Here is a 17341-nt window from a genome sequence, read left to right as displayed (position 1 = left end):
TTCTCTTCCTCAATGTCTCCTTCCTTTCCACATTGTCGCCAGAGGGTTGGAGCGTGCGTTCGCTCTCCCCCTGCCAGGCTGCCTTGCCACGCCGACCGCGGGTTCCGCCTTTGCTTCTCGGCTTTCTGGTGCTTGTGCTCTTCTGGCGAGCCACAGACCTTGCGCCTCAGAGCAGTCTTAGCTCGCGCCCGACGCGCTCGAAGGCTTCCAGGGCGAAATCGAGGTCGCTGCGCGTGTGAACGGCCATGACGCTGGCCCGGATGCGCGCCATGCCCGCCGGAACGGTCGGCGGACGGATGGCCACGGCCAGCACTCCAGCTTCCTGCAGACGGGCCGCCATCTCGAGAGCCTGACTGGCTTCGCCGACCAGCACCGGTACGATGTGGGTGCTGGAAGCCAGGGTGTTAAAACCCAGGGCTTGCAGCCCTTGACGCAGGTAGGCGGCATTCGCCTGCAGCCGTTCGACGAGCATGGGCTGCTCTTCGAGAAGGGTGAGCGCGGCCAGGGAGGCGGCAACGACAGGAGGCGGCAGGGCGGTGGTGAAGATGAAGGGGCGCGCAACATTGATCAGGTAGTCGGTAAGCAGCGCGGGTCCTACGACGAAGGCGCCGAAGCTGCCCAGGGCTTTGCTGAGGGTGCCAACGGCGATGAGGCCCTCGTAGGCGCGAACCTCCTCATCCAGGTCGGCCAGCAGGCCCCGCCCGCCAGGACCAAGGCAGCCGGTGGCGTGGGCTTCGTCGACCAGCAACAGTGCGCCATGTTGACGGCAAAGGTCGACCAGCTCCTCCAGGGGGGCAACGTCTCCATCCATGCTGAACAGCGAGTCGGTCACGACGAGCGTCTTGCCGCTGTGACCGTTCCGTCGGGCCTCGGCCAGGAGCCGGGCAACGGCGGCGCTGTCCGCGTGGGGGTAGACCTTGCAGGTAGCGCGACTCAGGCGGCAGCCGTCGATGATGCTGGCGTGGTTGAGGGCATCGCTGAGGATAAGGTCTCCGGGACCAACAAGAGCGGTGATGATGCCAAGATTGGCAACGTAGCCACTGTTGAAGACCAGGGCGCTTTCGCTGCCCTTGAAGCGGGCGAGGCGCGCTTCTAGCTCGGCGTGCAGGGCGCTGCTGCCAGCAATCAGCCGCGAGGATCCCATGCCACAGCCCCAGCGTTCAAGAACCTGGCGCGCGGCGGCTTTGAGGGCGGGATGGTCGGCCAGGCCAAGGTAGTTGTTCGAGCTGAGGTTGAGCAGACGGCGCCCATCCCGCTCCAGCCACGGCTCGCTGCTCCCCAGTTCGGGTCGCAAGCGGCGGTAGAGCTGGGCCTCCTGTAGGGTTTGCAGCCGTGCGCGCATGAAGTCGAGGGGCCTGCCCTCTTGCATCATTCCGGGCGTTTCCTCTGTTGACGTGATGGCAACTCGCTGACCTCGCCGGCTGCTGGAATCGGGGGAAGCGGTCCGGCGAGATGCTGAGTCTGGCCCTATTGTAGCGAAGCCGGCCCCGACTGACAAGGGCGCTAAACCGCTCCTTCCGGGTCAAGCAGCGGGAGATGTCAGCCAGCCTCGGCTGGCCCCGGTTCTGCCACCTGGGGCATCATGGAAGAGGGGGAATGGCCCGGCTCGCCGCTACTCAGTCAGTTGAGGCTCTCACGCCGCGGCTGGTCGCGCAACGCTCTGGCTCGCTTACACCCACCAGATGCCGGGCCGCCCGGCCCTCGCTCGCCTCGATCTGATCGCTGCCCCTGGTCACCTCTTCGAAATCATCGCCTTGGGCAAGGGACCGCAGGATCCCGGCCTGATCACTCACCATCGGCATGGCCTACATGGCCTACCAGGGCAGCCTCCCGCGCCAGCGCGGACACTTCCTTCCAAACCGCCACCTGGTACTGCGAGCCGCCCGCCCCCAGCTATAACAGGACAGCGAGGCTACCCAGGGCCTCTACTACGTCCAGTTCTCTAGGGTCTACGCCGACAGTGGCCAGGAAAGGCCCCATCCGCTCTGCATCGAGCGTGCATGCAAGCTGGCCAGCAGCCACCAGATGAGCCTTGCCAGCCTCGCCAACGACTTCAACCTCGATGACGCCCTCTGAGCCAGGGTTGGCGGCTATGCCGAACCCTAGAATTCTGGCGCGATTTTGAGGATTTACAATTATGAAGATAAATCGCGCCTATTCAGGCCACTGCGAGAGTTGGGGACGTATATGATCGCTAAGGAAGAGGCTTACCTGCGCCTCGCCTGGATGGAAAAGCTAAATGAAGGCATCTCTCTCACCCTGACAGGACAGGATATGCAGGGCCTGCTTCCCACGCTTACGGCAGCCAGAGCTTGAGCCACCGGCTCTACGCCGTCGCTCCACATTGCTCGCAGACCTTGGGGCCACCCTTGCACGCACAGGTTGGTGATGTACAAACTGCTTGTTCTTATTCAGGACAAGCCTTAACGATCACCACGTAATATACACGGTTTGCCAGAGCACGTGCCTGGCAGCACTGCAGCAGATCATCTCCCGCCGCCGACCATAGTCCCCAGCCAGTACGGGCCAGAGCAGGCAACAGAACAGGTCTGTCTCTCTCCAGCAGCATCTCTATCAGATGGAGCCTGCGGCCACTACCTTACCTTAGCACGCTCGACGCCACTACTGAGGGGCTTGGCCCGAGGCTGGGCCCGCAATCTCCCCTGTTAAGGGCGAGCCGCCGAGCTGGCCCAGAAGAGAAAAAGCCAGAAGGCGACCCGCCATCCGTTGCCGAGATAGCTGGGCCGTCCTGCAGACCTTGCTGACCCAGGTTCCCCGATCGACACTCAGTGCGGCTCAGGCGGACGCCGCTGGACATCGCGGCGCGTGAGACTTAAGTAGGCCACAAAGAGGACCAGCAGAATCAGCAAGACCAGCGAGACCTTGCCATCGCCCAGTCCCAGGCCACCCAGATAAGGCTTACCGAGCCAGTCGGCAATCGAAGCTCCCAGTGGCCTGGTTACAATATAAGCCCACCAGAAGGCCGCAATGGCATTGAAGCCCAGCAGCCAGTACGCCAGGGCGGGCAGGGCAAAAAGAACGGTGAAGAGCAGAATCGAGGGAAAGTAACCGAGATTCAGGGTAGCCGCCGTCAGATCGCCGGCGGCTGTCCCCAGGGCAAAGGTGGCGATCACCACCGCCCAGTAAAACAGCTCGCGGCGCCCGCGATAGACGCTGTGAATCGAGAGCGTGTGTTCGCACAGGTACCAGACCACGAAGATCACCGCCAGAGCCGCCGCGAAGAAGACGGTCGAGACAACATACGAGATACCAAGGACAACGTGCATTACATCGGCGGCCATCGTGCCAAAGACCGCCACCATCAGGGCCGCCAGCCAGTAGACCCAGGCGAGATAGCGCCGCAGCGAGAGCTGCAAGATCAAGGCCGCCACCAGCCCAAAGCAGCCTAACCCCACCGCGACATAGGGATTAATCTGGTAGACCAGAAAATCCGAGGTCGATTCTCCCAGAGCCGTTGTCAGCAGCTTGATGATCCAGAAATAGACAGTGATCTCCGGAACCTTGACCAGCAATGGCTGGAGCTGCTGAGGCGAGAAGAAAGGGGAGCGCTGAGCGGCGGCCCCGGCTGCCGGTGGGGAGGAAGGTGTCATCTCAGGCATTGTTCCCCTCCTCACGCCCGTTCAGCAGCATCTGGCTCGAGCACAGCAGGCTCTTCGCCGCCGCTCCGGCAACAGAGGCCATCACAACAACAGTAAGAGATGGCATTGGACAAATCTCTCCCTCCGTGCGGAATAATAAGGCAAGACAGCAGAGCGGGATCAGCAAACACCTGTCTGCTCGGACAGAGCAGCCATGCTTTACCTCAGCCTACCCCGTCTCTGCCTGCCATCGTCTGGCTCAACGATGGAGAAAGCGTCTTGGCCACCGCCAGAGGAAAAAAGGAGGCCAACCCCTGGACCTGCAGTCAGGCCAGATCAGACTATACCTCCGCCAGTGGCAGCCTGATCGTAAAGGTACTGCCCTGACCCGGCCTGCTCTCGACGTCAACACTGCCGCCATGAGCCTGCACAATGCTGCGCACAATCGCCAGTCCGAGGCCGCTGCCGCCAGGCTCGCGGCTGCGAACCCGATCGGCCCGATAGAAACGCTCGAAGATAAAAGGTAGGTCCTCGGGGGCGATGCCGATCCCTGTATCGTTCACACTGAGGAGCGCCTCCCCCCCGGAGACGGAGAGGGCCAGCGTCACCACGCCCTCCGTCGGCGTATACTTGAGAGCATTATCCAACAAGGCGACCAGGGCCTGCTTGAGGGCATCAGCATCGCCGTAGACCTGGACCGGCATCGTTTGCAGCAAGACCAGGCGCGGACCCTCTTCCCGCTGCGCGCCGCTCTCAGTCTGCAGAGAGGGCAAAAGGCGCCGGTATTGACGAAAGACCTCCAGCAGCAGGTCGTCCAGGTGAACCAGGGCCGGTGCCCCGCGAGGCGAGGAGAGCCGCCGCTGCTCATCGCTGCGCGCCAGAAGGAGCAGATCGTTGATCAAACGCCCCATGCGCTGAGCTTCGGCCCGGGCATCTTCAAGAGCTGCCTGCGCCTCGCCAGCCGGCAGATCCGGCGCACGCATCAGTAGATCTAGATTGCAGCGAATCGAAGTAATGGGGGCACGTAGCTCATGAGAGGCATCGGCAATAAAGCGCTGCTGCGCGCGATAGGTCTCCTCCAGCGCAGCCAGCATACTATCCAACGTATGGGCCAGCTCCTCTAGCTCCCTGCTTCCTGCTGCTTCGCCTCTTTGGAGAGCCAGCCGCCGGCTGAAATCGCAGCTCTCCTTAATCTGCCGCGCCGTCAGAGTCAGACGCTGCACCGTCCTCAGCAGGCCCCGTGAGAGCAGCCAGCCCCCAGCCATCGCCAGCAGAAGCGTCAGCGTTCCCCCTCCCAAGAGCGCCGTACGCAGCCAGCTTAGCCCCCGTTCGATATCCTGCACCGAGCGCGCCGTCTGAATGACATGAGGCGCATCCCCCACACAGAGCGGCTCACTGATCAGGGTATAGACTCGGATACGCAGGCCGCCATAGCCAACGGTCGTAAAGATACCTGGCGGCTCCGCGGTCCCGCTCCATTGGAGTTGACGGCTCCTCTCAACCATCTGCCGCAGAGCCGAGGCATCCCAGGGGACCGGCTGAGGCCAGGGTGTCGCGCTGCTTGGATCAAGATAGATCGACTGCCGCTGCGGATCGGTACCGCTGGCAGAACCCGCCGTCGTGGCCAGCAACTGTCCGCTGGCGGTCAACACCTCAATCGAGACCCCTCCTTCAGCAGCATCGACCCCATTGAGCAGCACCGGCAACTGTTGCGGCCAGGCCCCTGATGCCGCCGGGTCACAGAAAGCAGCCAGGAAGCTCTTACCGAAGCGAACGCTCTCGGCCCGAGTGCGCAGCAGATCATCCAGGCCCTGATAGGCCGTACGCTCGGCCTGCAGATAGACTGGCAGACCAAAAGCCCCCAGCGCCAGAGCCAGCAGCAGAGTGTAGACAGCCGTCAGGCGCGCCGGCAGCGGCAGCGCCTTCACCAGCGCCATAGCCCGCATGGCATACTCTTCCCCCCTTGTCAGTCCTGAAGACGCAGAACATAGCCAGCCCCACGGACCGTCTGAATCAGACGCCGCTCCCCCTGCTGCTCCAGCTTACTGCGCAGGCGCCCTACATAGACCTCCAGAATGTTTGGGCTGCCCTCGAAATCGTAGCCCCAGACCTGTTCCATCAGAAATGCGCGTGTCAGAACAACACGTGGATGACGCATGAACAGCAGCAGGAGTTCGTACTCAGTGGTGCTCAGCTCGATCAAGCGCGCACCGCGCCGGGCCTGGCGCGTGGCCGTATCCAGCTCCAGGTCGGCGAAGTGCAGGATCTCCTGGCTGATAGCGGCTTGGGCGGTCCCGGGCGAGGAGCGCCGCAGCAGGGCCCGAACACGCGCCAGCAGCTCCTCCAGGGCAAAGGGCTTCACCAGATAGTCATCGGCGCCCAGTTCCAGACCCCGGACCCGGTCGGGGACCGCATCGCGGGCAGTGAGCATCAAAATGGCAACGCGGTCTCTGGCCTCCCGCAGGCGGCGACAGACCTGCAGGCCATCCAGGCCAGGAAGCATAATATCGAGGATAATCAGATCAGGGGCAGAGGCGCGCACCGCGGCCAGAGCCGTTTCACCATCGCTGGCCATCGAGACCTGGAAGCCCTCGTAGGTCAGGCTGCGTCGAAGAGTATTCACCAGCCGGCTATCGTCGTCAACGATCAGGATATGGGCTTTCATGGCTCGTCCCGTGCCTGGCAAAGAAGACAGTCGCTTCTCCGCGAGCCAGGGCAGGAGGGAGGCCTTTCAGCCTGCCGTCTGTCCTGGTCAAGCAGGCTCAACCGATCGGACAGGCTGGCCGGCCCTCCGGCCCCTTTCTCCGTTCTTCTTTTCCTCTTTTTTATTTCTTACCCCTTATGGCTGGGAGGCGCCCAGCCAGCCAATGCCCCACGGTGCTCGCGCGGGCACCGGCAGCGGGCGCTCCGCCATGCCGCTGGCGCTATCGATAGGAATGATACCCTCCGTTGGGCCGACTGCATAGAGGCGTCCTTGCCCAATCTCTAGCTCCAGCCCAGTAAAGACGCTCTGGGGCAGATAGACTGTCAGCAACTCTAGCCCAGGCAGGCTAAAAACCCAGATGCCGCGCAGACCCACGACGTAGAGGCGCGTCTGCTGCAGGGAGGCCACGGCTCCGTTAGCAAGCTGCCGTTGCATGGCTGCCGCATCGGCGGGGAGACGCGGCAGAGAAGGATGGAAGCTAGTCGTCCAGGGTTCACGGAGAGCCGTGACGCCGCCCTGGGCCATGGGCGCCAGGCTGATGAGAGCGGCCACACCCAGAGCAGCATTGACCGCGTAGACGGTTTGGGTGTCGCGCCCCAGGAAGAGGATATAGAAATGCAGCAGGGCACTGGCCTGCGGACCGGTGCCAGTCGGCAGATCCAGGCACCGCGCCACAAGCGGCACACCGGTCCGGTAGGTCAGAGGCAAGACATGGATAAAAGCCTTGTTCGTCTGGGGATTGATGTAGAGCGTAAAGGCCACCTCCCCATCAAGCGAGAGCTGCCGCGTCAGGGCCAGACCCTGCATCTTCTCATCAGGCTCATTCTTATCAACAATAGCCCCTGGAACAAGCTGACCAGCGGCCAGATCGTAGACACGCACATTGTAGCGATAGGCCGCCCGATCAAGATACTCCAGCAGATAGAGAGCATTGCCCTCGGGAGCGATGGCATCCAGATCAAAATCGCCCTTGAGGTCGATGGTCTTGACCACTTTCGCGGCCCGAGTATCGATGAGGACAATGTGAGTCATGCCGGTGGGCGTCTTGAGATCGCGCAGAGCCAGCCAGCGCCCATCACCCGAGAGCATCGACTTCCCCGTCCCAGCATCGGTGGTAGCATAGGAGCCGGGGATCACCAAAGAAGGGAGTCTGGTTCCCGTCGACAGATCGGTCACCTCGATGGTCGTCTCCCCTCCCTGGCTAAGAGCGCGGTAGAGATGCCTGCGATCGCTTCCTAACAAGCCCGCCGGGAAGATTCGCGCATTGATGGAGCCTCCGCTGCTCGGCTGGAAGACCAGCAGACGCTGGCTGCCACTGGAGGGCAAACCATCGAGCACATAGAGGGTAGGAGGGGCAGAACCCTGCGCCATTTGCCCTCCTCCACCAGGTCCCCTGGCCGCTTCTTCCCCACAGGCACTCAACAACAGAAGCAGGATCAGCAGCGCTACGATTTTCAGCCAGGAAACTTGTCGTTGTTGGCAATCGGACAGCTTATTCATAGCCTTCTCTCCCTCTGCAGTCGTCGGCGATAGCGTATCCACCTTTCTCCTCCTCAACCACCGCTATGGTATACCTGAGCGACCTGAACTGAAGCTGAAACGAGGGAGCCAAAAAAAAGACCAGGGAAGGGTAGAGACAGGCGGGCCACCCGCCCGTTGTGATGGAGAGGATGGCAGGAGGTGGCTCGCATAGAGGAGGACCAGAATAGCCGGCCCACGGCGTCCTTTCTTTCTGAAAGGAAGGAAAGAACAGCTTCATCAGGAAGAGGAGACGAACTATGACTTACGCTGGCTTTCTGGCCCTGTTCCTGCTTCTACCCTGCGCACTACTGTTGCTGCTGCTCCGCCGCCGTCTGTGGCACCGTCGCTACTGGCTCACCAGCGCCTTGCTCGCCGCGATTGTCCTGATAGCGATGGCTCCCTGGGACCACGCCGCCGTTGCGCGCGGCATCTGGAACTGGTCCCCCTCCCAGACCTGGGGACTACGCCTCTGGCTGATCCCGCTTGAGGAATATCTGTTCGCCCTACTGGAAACCCTGCTGACCACCCTCCTGCTCTGCGCCCTTCTGCCATCTGGACCGCGTCCTCACCCGCAGTCCGCCGCCGCGGCACCAGAGCCGGCGAGGCAGAACCTCAACAGGGTGAAGGGGGCCTGAACCAGGATGGCACACATCACGTATCTGTTTTTCCTGCTGGTCTGGGCCTTACCGATCCTGGGCCTGCAATGGCTTGTGGGCTGGCGCAAGCTCTGGGCCTTGCGTTGGCGCTGGCCCTGGGCCGTGCTCCTCGTCGGCAGCTATCTGACGCTGGCCGACAGCCTGGCCATCGCTCAACACATCTGGTTCTTCCAGCCCTCGCTGCTTCTGGGCCTCACCCTCGGCAACGTTCCCCTGGAGGAAGCCCTGTTTTACTTCCTGACCGCGGCCATGATTGCCCAGGGTTTCGTACTCCTGCTTCCTGGCTCGCTCAGCCCCACCTGCGCGCCGCCGATCTCTCCCGACTGAGGGAAAAGGAACAGAGGCGGGCAGCGGCGCTACCCGCCTCACGGTGGCCCCCCTCCCCAGCGACGAGGAGGAGCCAGGCCAGGCTAGGGCGTCTGGGCGGCCAGGGTTGTTCCCTCGCCACCTACCTCCTCAACGGCAGCCTGACCGGCCAGCTCCCGCCCGATCAGGGCCGTTGAGATGAAGGAAACCACGGCCATAAAGATAATGAAGACGGCGATCAGCGTGTAGGGCGGTGCCCCCGCCCCAATAAAGGAGCGCGTATTGGCCACCAGCCAGGTCGCCAGAATAGGGGCCGGACCACCAGCAGTAATCGAGGCGAGCTGGTAGCCGAGCGAAGCCCCACTATAGCGCAGCCGCGTCCCAAAGCGCTCCGAGATCAGAGCTGCCTGCGGACCGTAGAGCCAGTCGTGGCAGAAGCTGATCGAGAGAATCATGGCCAGGACCACCACTGGCGGGACCCGCGTCTCCAGCAGCAGGAAGTAGGGGAAGGCATAGAGTGCCATCAAGACACAGCCGATCATGTACCAGCGCTTGCGCCCGAAGCGGTCCGAGAGATGGCTCCAGGTCGGCATCAGGACCAGGCTGCAGACCGCCGCGATAATCAGGCCGGCATAGAGAACGCTGGAGTCGACCTTGAGCGTTTTGGAGCCATAGGAGAGAATAAAGGTCGTGAACAGATAGAACGGTGCCTGCTCCGCCGAGCGCACCAGGGCCGAGAGAATAATCTCACGCCAGTAGTGGCGAAAGACCTCCACCAGGGGAACATGGGCGATGCGTCCTGTTTCCTTAACACGCCGAAAAGCGGGCGTCTCCAGGATGCGCAAGCGAATGTAGAGGCCGACAAAGATCAACAGCACGCTCAGCAGGAACGGAATGCGCCAGCCAATCGTCAGGAAAGCCTCTCCGGGGAAGATGGCCTGGAAGCCAAGGACCGCGATGGCCGCCAGCGCCAGACCCAGCGGCACACCGGTTTGAGGCCAGCTCATCCAGAAGCCGCGCCGGCGATCGTCACCATACTCCATCGAGAGCAGGACCGAGCCGCCCCACTCGCCGCCGACGCCGGCCCCCTGCAGGAAGCGCAAGACCGAGAGCACCAGCGGGGCCGCCAGACCGATCTGAGCATAGCCGGGCAAGAGGCCCATCAGCGCCGTTGCAATGCCCATCAGCAGCAGCGTCGCAATCAGCGTTGACTTGCGTCCAACACGATCCCCAAACCAACCAAAGAAGGCCCCTCCCAGCGGACGCGCAAAGAACCCTACGAAGTTCGTCGTAAAGGAAGCGATCGTCCCGGCCACCGGATCCAGCTCCGGGAAGAAGAGCTTTGGGAAGACCGTCGCCGAGAGGAAGCCGTAGAGGAAGAAGTCGTACCACTCGATGGCTGTCCCGACAGTGCTGGCCGCCAGAATGGGGACCATGCGGCGCACAGTCACGGGACCCGTCTCTGAGACCGTTGCCATGCATTCCTCCTTGAAGCAATGCGTGAGATCAGGACATACAGCACAGCGACGTCGTCACGCTGTGGAAAGGCTCCCGGGAGCGCCTCCGCTCTCGATCACGATCGGCTTCGGCAGCAAGCAAAAGCAGCAGGACAGGCACTGTCCTCCAGGTTCCCCAGGAGCACCGGCCTCGTCTTCGCGGCACTGAACGACAGGGCAGGCGACAGCGTTGCTGGCCCGAAGAGGCAACGGCTTATTCACTTGTTGATGGTTACCGGTTGACTGGCCTTACTCCCCGCTGGATTCCAGACGGCCCCCTGGCCGGTGAGCAGCCCCCAGCAGCGCTGGTAGAGGCAGACTCCGTGCGAACGGCAGGCCAGCGGGAAGAGGAATAGAGTTAGGTATAGTATAACCGCTCGAACATGCTCTGTCCAGTGGAGCTGGCAGCGCTCCCCGAGCGGAGCGGGCTGCAGCAAGTGCTCGCTGCCCGCTCTCCCGGTAATGACGTCAAAGCTTACTCTTGCCTGGCGAGACGCAGGCCGCCGAAGGTCCGCGGCGGCTGACCCGCCAAGAGCAGCACCGCTCCCGCGCGCTGTGGGGCTACCACCAGGCTCAGCCCCTCCTCCTCAAGCCAGAGAGACTGCTCGCTCCCGGCCTCGGAAGCCACCAACAGCAGGGTCCCTTCCTTCAGCGGACGGCGCACCAGCAGCCAGGGCCGACGCTGCCCCTCGGGTTGCGGCTCCAGCGGCGTCTTCCCCAGCACTCGCCGGTAGAGACGCGCCAGCGGCTCCAGCTCGCTCGCCAGCTCCAGCGGCAGTCCGACCCATAGCAAGCGCCCAGTCCCAAGCGCCAGCTCGCGCAGCTCGTTGTGGGCCTTCCGCACATAGCCCGTCTTTTCCTGCGTAAAACTCAGCTGATAGCGGCTCCCATCCTCAAGGCGCAGCTCCTCGTAGGGAGCGACCGGCTCCGGAAGGGTGTGCCCGATGTTCAAACCTGGATCGAAAGGCAAATTATGCAGATCGCGCCCCACGACCCCACTCACCAGGGCGGTCCCTCCGCGCTCGACATAGGCGAGCAAAGCCAGCCAGGCCGCTGGCTCGCAGAGCTGCAGGGCCGGCACAATGACCACCCGAGGCCGATAGCGTTCGAGCGCCAGCTCTGTGAGGCGATGCTCGCCGACGAGCTGGGGGATAACGCCCAGCTCATTGGCCAAAGCTCGCACGGCCTGGCGCGTTGGCAAAGCTCCCAGGTCCGGGCGGGCAAACCACTGGCTGTAAGGGATCACCAGCCAGACCGGTGGCGGCTCCGGCTCCTCCTGCACCTGCCCCTCCAGCTCCTGTACCAGGCGACAGAACTCGCGCATCACCAGCAACTCCGGCTTGGCGCTGCCATCGGCGCGCACCAGGCCGATGCTATTCTCGTTCTCGCTCGTCATGTAGGCGTTGGTATGCCAGAGCCACTGGATCAGGCCAGCCCCGCGAGCCATCAGGCCCATGATCAGCTTGCGCTCCAGCAACCAGGCGTTGGCCTGCTCTGTGCGCCAGGGGCGACCATCGACGTCGCGCACCAGCATCACGCCCGTCTCCTGGATCAAATTGGGCCGCTCGGGTGTCTTATCGAGCAACATATCCCAGAGCAGGTCATCGACATTCCACCAGGGATGCGTCGTCGTATAATCGACGGCCTCAGCGTAAAACTGGGGAGCCAGCCGGGCTCCGGCCTCATCCTGGCCGACCCCGATCAGCGTCTGGCTGCCGGCGGCGCGAATAGCGCGATACATGCGGCGCGCCCAGACCACAAACATCTCCTGCGAAAAGCGCGTATAGTCGGCCACCTTCAGCAGAGCGCGGGCCGTTGTATCGCGCACCGAGGTTGAATAGTCGGTCTCGCGCGGCAACCGGAGCTGCTCCCAGGAAGGCAAATCCGCCGGCGTCTCGCGCCAGCGCAGCTGCAGTTGCTCCAACGGGTAGCGCTCTTGCAGCCAACGGACAAAAGCCTGCTGCTCGTAGCGATCATAGTTGGGCAGTGGGCGCTGAGCGAAGGCGCGAGCCGGGTCACCAAAGCTCGGCTCGTTGATCAGGTCCCATGACAGCAGCTCCAGGCGTGCGTAGCGGCGAGCCAGCAGCGACACAAAGCGCTCCTGAGCCTCTAGCGAGCGCGGATCAAGCCAGGGATTGAGGCCATCGAAGAGAGGTGGGAAGAAGGCGAAGAAGGTAAAGATGACCTGGAGATCGTGACGGCAGGCCGTCAGCACGAAGGCATCGAGGGCCCGCAGAAAGGACTCGGTTGGCACCCCAGCCGCAGGCATCACCTCGCGCCAGGCTGTCCAGAGGCCCGTTCGCAGCAGATTGATACCAGCGGCCTTCATCTCGGCCATCTCGCGGTCCCAGCGTGCCGGATTCGGCAGGCGCCAGTACTTGCGCTGCACGCGGCTATCCATGTAGGTCGTCCCGCAAACCAGAAAGAGACGCTGGCCCTGATAAAAATAGTCCCGCCCGGCCAGCAAACGCTTTCCGCGCGTTGCAGCCACCAGGGCCTCATCCCAGATCCAAAAGCCTGTCTCCTGGCTCAACCACTGGCCACCGCCAGGCCGATAGTCGGTGAGCACACGATAGAGGCCAGCTTTTGGAGGTGGCGCTAGCTGCAGATAGCGCTCATAACGGATCGACGAGGCCGGCAGCTCGAAATGCCAGCTCTGCAGCACCTCCCCGTCATCGGCGTGCTCTACCCTGATCCTCAACTCCAGTGCCAGCCGCTCGGGTAGAGTTGCCACCAGAGCTGGGGCCTCCTCTGGCTGATAGCAGGCCAGCACGGGGCGCACGGCGAAGCAGAGCGGATCTTCCAGGGCAAAAGCCAGCAAGCGCCGCAGCGGCTCAGCCAGAGCCAGCCAATCCTCTTCTGCAGCGGGTTCCCAGAGCGAGAGCAACCAGCGTCCCCCCCTGAAGCGCCCACCGACCTGATCGAGCACAAGGGCTGGGGTCGCCACCCTCTCTTCTCCATAGGGGGTAGCGGCAACAGCAAATATCAGGGGTAGCAACAGCGTATCGAATGGGCCCGCCGAGCCGATCTCTTCAGGATAGTCGGACCTCTGCGTCAGGCGTGGATAGCAGGCCCAGAAGCGTCCCGGATGCTCGGCAGAAAGGGGCAGCTCGCAATCGTGCAGAAAGAGGGCCTGCGGGGAAGGCTGCAGGCGCAGTGAGCCGGGAAGGGCCGCAGTGGCCGACAGATCGAGTGGGAAGAAGGGACCAAGGCCGAGCTGACGGGCATAGACATCCTGCTCTGGCTCTACCTCGCCGGCGGCGGTCACAGGTCGCGCGAAGGGCATACCGCCGAAGATAGCCAGATTACCCCCGCGCTCCAAAAAGCGCAGCAGGGCGTTCCAGGCGGCTTTGGGGAAATAGGGTCCGTGAAAAGAGATCAGGAGGCGCGGGGCGCTCTCCAGAGCCTCAGCCAGATGGGCCGCATCGCAGACCTCGAATGGTCCGGGCAGCAACTCGTGCAGCAGGGCCTGGCTGCAAGCCCGCGGGTAAGCTGGATCAGCGAAGACAAGCAAGCGATCTGAGCGAATCAAAGAGACCATCGTTCCTCACACAAAAGCATCCATACAAACAAGGCGCTTCCGCCCCGACCAGCGGGCGCGAGACGAAGGCGCCACGAGAATCACCTGTCAGGCAAGCCGGGGTGTCTCGAGGGCATCCCTGCCGACACGGGAGCGACGACGACAGGGCTGAGCAAGGCCGTCCGCAGAGGGCAGGCTTCCAGCCGGTAGGCCCTGGACGGACAGAGCCAGGAGCCTCGAACCTACCAGGCTCACAGCCCAGCGGCAAGAGCCGGAGCGCAGGCCGACTCGCGTTTCACCAGCTCCACATCTAGCATAGAGACCACATGCACGGGATCGGGATGGCTGATCAGGGAGAGCAGCCGCCGCAAGGCCACCACGCCAAGGGCCTCCTTGTTGACGCGAACCGTCGTCAGGGCAGGCGTCAGGTGCTCGACCATGTCGATGTCATCGAAACCAACCAGAGAGACATCTTCAGGCAGGCGCAGGCCGGCCTCACGCAGGGCCTTCATCGCCCCGACAGCCATCTCATCGTTGGCGCAAAAAAGGGCGCTAAAGGCCACATTGCGCTCTAGCAGTCGTTTGCAGGCCAGATAGCCGCCATCCATCGAGAGGCCACCGTCCTCGTATAGCTCCGGCAGAACCGGCAGGCCGGCCTCCAGCAGAGCCAGACAGTACCCCTGGGCGCGGCGCTCAATCGTGTGGACACGGTTCCTCGGCGGCAGCCGGCTCTGCTCTCCCTGGTGCCCGCGCGCGCTCTCCGCCTCTCTCACAAAGGGACCACCAAGGAAGGCGATGCGGCGATGACCCAGACCGATCAGATATTCGACGGCTTGACGGGCACCGTCCAGGTTATTGCCTAAGACGGCATCGGCCTGGGGAACATAATTGTCAACGAGCACCAGCGGCGTGCCCGTCTGCTGAATGGTCCGCACCGTGATGGCCTCCGCTGGCCCTACCAGGAGGATGCCCCCGAGACGCATATCGTAGATCGTCGTCAGTAGGCGATCGGGGTCTTGCTGGATCTCACTGATGGACCGATAGGTCACTTTGACGTTGACCCGCCGCGCCTCGCTTTCGACGCCGTGCAGGATGTGCGACCAAAAAGGATTGGTGGGGACGGAAGTCTTGGGAAGAAAAGAGCAGAAGAGGAAGCCAATCTCTCTGACCGCCCGCCCCTCAAAGGGCCGCTCTTCTCCCCCCAGTCCCTGCCGCACTCCCCCAAAGTAGCCAAGCCGCGAGGCCGCACGCAGCACACGCTGGCGCGTCTCCTCGCTCACGTTGCCATGATTGTTGAGCACCCGCGAAACGGTGCCCACAGAGACCCCCGCCTCCCTCGCAATGTCTCTCAAGGTGACAGTGTTCGCCAACGCCGATTCCTCCAAGGCTGTGAAACGTTCACGCAAAAGATAACATCCATATTGATCAATGTCAATCTTTGGGCCGGTTGTCAGGAGGCAATAGGCGGCTCAACCATGAGAAGGGGTAGTATTGACAGAATGGCATCCAGGATGGTACCATTCTTCCGTGTAACGGTTCATTGAAAAATTTGCATTGTTCTTTGAAACAACTGGAGCGCAGCCACCCATCCAGGAAGGAGCAGAGCGTATGCAGGATGCACATGCTGAGACCCCGCAACCGCAGAAGCAGGCGAGCCGGCGGGCCTTTCTAGGAGCTGTTGCCGCCGCTGGCCTGAGCCTTTGGACGGCGAGCGCGGGCTTTACCGCGGGGACGGCCTTTGCGCGCCCCAGTGCTGATGTGGAATCACCCCCTCGCTTCTCGGCTGCCAGCCTGCGGCAGAAGCGCGATAGCTTCGTGGGCCGGCGTGGGCCTGTCTTTGTGCTGGACGGCGAGCCGTTCTATTTCGCCGGCACCAACAATTATTATATGCATTATCAATCCCACTTTATGATCGACGATGTGCTCAAGGACGTCGTCGCTATGGGTCTACCGGTCCTGCGCATCTGGGGCTTTCTCGACGGGCAGCCGCACAACGGCTTTGTGATGCAACCTTCGCCCGGCGTCTACCCTGAAGACGGCTACGAGCGCTTCGACTACACGGTCTGGCGGGCGGGCCAGCTTGGCATCAAGCTGGTTGTGCCGCTGGTGAACAACTGGGACGACTTCGGCGGCATGAACCAGTACGTGGCCTGGTTCGGGGCCAGCAGTCATGACGACTTCTATACCAATCCCCAGATCAAGGCCGCCTATAAGGCTTACGTGCGCCATTTCATCCACCGCGTGAACCGTTACACGGGCAAGCCGCTCTATCACGATCCGACGATCATGACCTGGGAGCTGGCCAACGAGCCGCGCTGTCAGTCGGACACCAGCGGTCAGACCCTGACGGCCTGGGTTCGTGAGATGAGTGCCTTTATCAAGAGTATGGATGGCCTTCACCTGGTTGCGGTCGGCGACGAGGGCTGGTACAATCAGCCGGGTAACGCCGACTGGGCCTACAACGGCAGTCAGGGGGTGGACTGGAAGCGCCTGGTCGCGCTGCCGACCGTCGACTACGGCACCCTGCATCTCTATCCCGACTACTGGGGCAAAGATAATGCCTGGTCGCTGCAGTGGATCGCCGACCACATCCGCGATGGACATGCCCTGGGTAAGCCGGTGGTTCTGGAGGAGTACGGCTGGCTGGATCTGACGACGCGCGACGAGATCTACCGCCAGTGGACCAACCAGGTTTATCGCCTGGCCGGCAACGGAGATCAGTTCTGGATTCTGACGGGACTCCAGGACGATGGCACGCTCTACCCCAACTATGATGGGTTCCGCGTGACCTATCCGAGCAGCACGGCCACTGTCATCGCCCAACATGAGGCCCAGATGCGAGCCAGATCTGGGCGTCCTTCCCGGGGACCGCGTTCCCGGAGCAGTTGACAGGTCTGGAGAAAACAAGGGTCTTTGACCTCGCCAGGGCATGAGCAAGGGGCAGAGGGAAGCCCCATGCGCCGACCGGAGCGGCCAGGTTTCGCGCACCAACGGCTGAGGCTTCTGCTTTGAGATGATCGCGGATGGCGCGGCCCAGGGGCGAGCCTTGCCGATCAGCAGACCGTTACCGCCCCACCGACACCCTCACGCCCTGGGTTTCCTGCTTGTTGTGTTGTGACACTGGGCTGCCTGGATCGCCCGTTCCAGGCAGCCCCTTTTTGGGGAGGCCTCCCGCCTGGGTCTGGCCCGTCCGCCACGCCGGCCTGCCTGGCCTGACGGAATGGCCGGATGCCCTCGGGTTTTGGAAATTCACGATCGGAAGGAGAATCGAGTGGTCTCCTAAGAGCAATCGTTCCCTTCTTCCTTCCATGGCGCCTCTTTTTGAGGATGCGGCAGCGACTGGCAGCTATGCTATCGCCTCGCTACTTCCCGCCAGGGAAAAGGGGAAGCTACGGCCAGTCAATCTGGCCAGCATACCTCAGCACTGTCCTTTTCGCTCTCCCTGGAGAAGGACCTGGCCTGTACCTTACAGACGCCGCCGGCTCTCCCCCGCCAGCCGAGCAAGCCGCGCTCTGCTTCCATTCATCCGACTTTGCTCT

The 17341-nt window shown here is 62.7% G+C and carries 11 protein-coding genes; 3 read left to right on the top strand and 8 right to left on the bottom strand.

What is annotated here, in order from left to right; translation table 11 throughout:
• Nucleotides 1-166: 166 nt before the first annotated feature.
• The 5 genes from bioF to ACFMO7_RS03050 form a co-directional block, all read right to left on the bottom strand.
• The gene (gene bioF / locus ACFMO7_RS03070) at nt 167-1372 is read right to left on the bottom strand and encodes an 8-amino-7-oxononanoate synthase (RefSeq protein ID WP_376794060.1); all 1206 of its coding nucleotides are present in this window, start codon (nt 1370-1372) and stop codon (nt 167-169) included.
• Between the two features lie 1414 nt (nt 1373-2786).
• On the bottom strand, nt 2787-3611 hold the full coding sequence (locus ACFMO7_RS03065) for a hypothetical protein (RefSeq protein ID WP_376794094.1): 825 nt from the start codon (nt 3609-3611) through the stop codon (nt 2787-2789).
• 329 nt (nt 3612-3940) lie between these two features.
• Nucleotides 3941-5545: a sensor histidine kinase gene (locus ACFMO7_RS03060; protein WP_376794059.1), complete on the bottom strand. Its 1605-nt coding sequence runs from the start codon at nt 5543-5545 to the stop codon at nt 3941-3943.
• A 20-nt stretch (nt 5546-5565) separates the two neighbouring features.
• Nucleotides 5566-6264, bottom strand: coding sequence for a response regulator transcription factor (locus tag ACFMO7_RS03055; RefSeq protein ID WP_376794058.1), 699 nt, complete (start codon nt 6262-6264; stop codon nt 5566-5568).
• A gap of 174 nt (nt 6265-6438) precedes the next feature.
• A complete protein-coding gene (locus ACFMO7_RS03050; RefSeq protein ID WP_376794057.1) occupies nt 6439-7803 on the bottom strand; it encodes a hypothetical protein in 1365 nt (454 codons plus the stop codon).
• A gap of 278 nt (nt 7804-8081) precedes the next feature.
• Between ACFMO7_RS03050 and ACFMO7_RS03045 the strand changes: the two genes are divergently transcribed.
• Nucleotides 8082-8459, top strand: coding sequence for a lycopene cyclase domain-containing protein (locus ACFMO7_RS03045; RefSeq protein ID WP_376794056.1), 378 nt, complete (start codon nt 8082-8084; stop codon nt 8457-8459).
• 6 nt (nt 8460-8465) lie between these two features.
• Entirely contained in the window at nt 8466-8807 is a 342-nt protein-coding gene (locus ACFMO7_RS03040; RefSeq protein WP_376794055.1) for a lycopene cyclase domain-containing protein, read from the top strand.
• Between the two features lie 83 nt (nt 8808-8890).
• Here ACFMO7_RS03040 and ACFMO7_RS03035 read toward each other — a convergent pair whose 3' ends face one another.
• From ACFMO7_RS03035 to ACFMO7_RS03025, 3 genes are all read right to left on the bottom strand, one after another.
• Entirely contained in the window at nt 8891-10264 is a 1374-nt protein-coding gene (locus ACFMO7_RS03035; RefSeq protein WP_376794054.1) for an MFS transporter, read from the bottom strand.
• A gap of 493 nt (nt 10265-10757) precedes the next feature.
• Nucleotides 10758-13814: a beta-galactosidase gene (locus ACFMO7_RS03030; RefSeq protein ID WP_376794053.1), complete on the bottom strand. Its 3057-nt coding sequence runs from the start codon at nt 13812-13814 to the stop codon at nt 10758-10760.
• A 239-nt stretch (nt 13815-14053) separates the two neighbouring features.
• Nucleotides 14054-15154 carry a LacI family DNA-binding transcriptional regulator gene (locus tag ACFMO7_RS03025; protein ID WP_376794093.1) on the bottom strand — a complete coding sequence of 367 codons (1101 nt, stop codon included), beginning with the start codon at nt 15152-15154 and terminating at the stop codon, nt 14054-14056.
• A 256-nt stretch (nt 15155-15410) separates the two neighbouring features.
• Here ACFMO7_RS03025 and ACFMO7_RS03020 point away from each other — a divergent pair, with 256 nt between their 5' ends.
• Nucleotides 15411-16691 carry a cellulase family glycosylhydrolase gene (locus tag ACFMO7_RS03020; protein WP_376794052.1) on the top strand — a complete coding sequence of 427 codons (1281 nt, stop codon included), beginning with the start codon at nt 15411-15413 and terminating at the stop codon, nt 16689-16691.
• Nucleotides 16692-17341 lie beyond the last annotated feature (650 nt).

Origin of the sequence: Thermogemmatispora sp., from assembly GCF_042408735.1 — a bacterium.
In the GTDB taxonomy this organism is placed as follows: domain Bacteria; phylum Chloroflexota; class Ktedonobacteria; order Ktedonobacterales; family Ktedonobacteraceae; genus Thermogemmatispora.
This window is presented reverse-complemented; position numbering and strand designations above follow the sequence as displayed.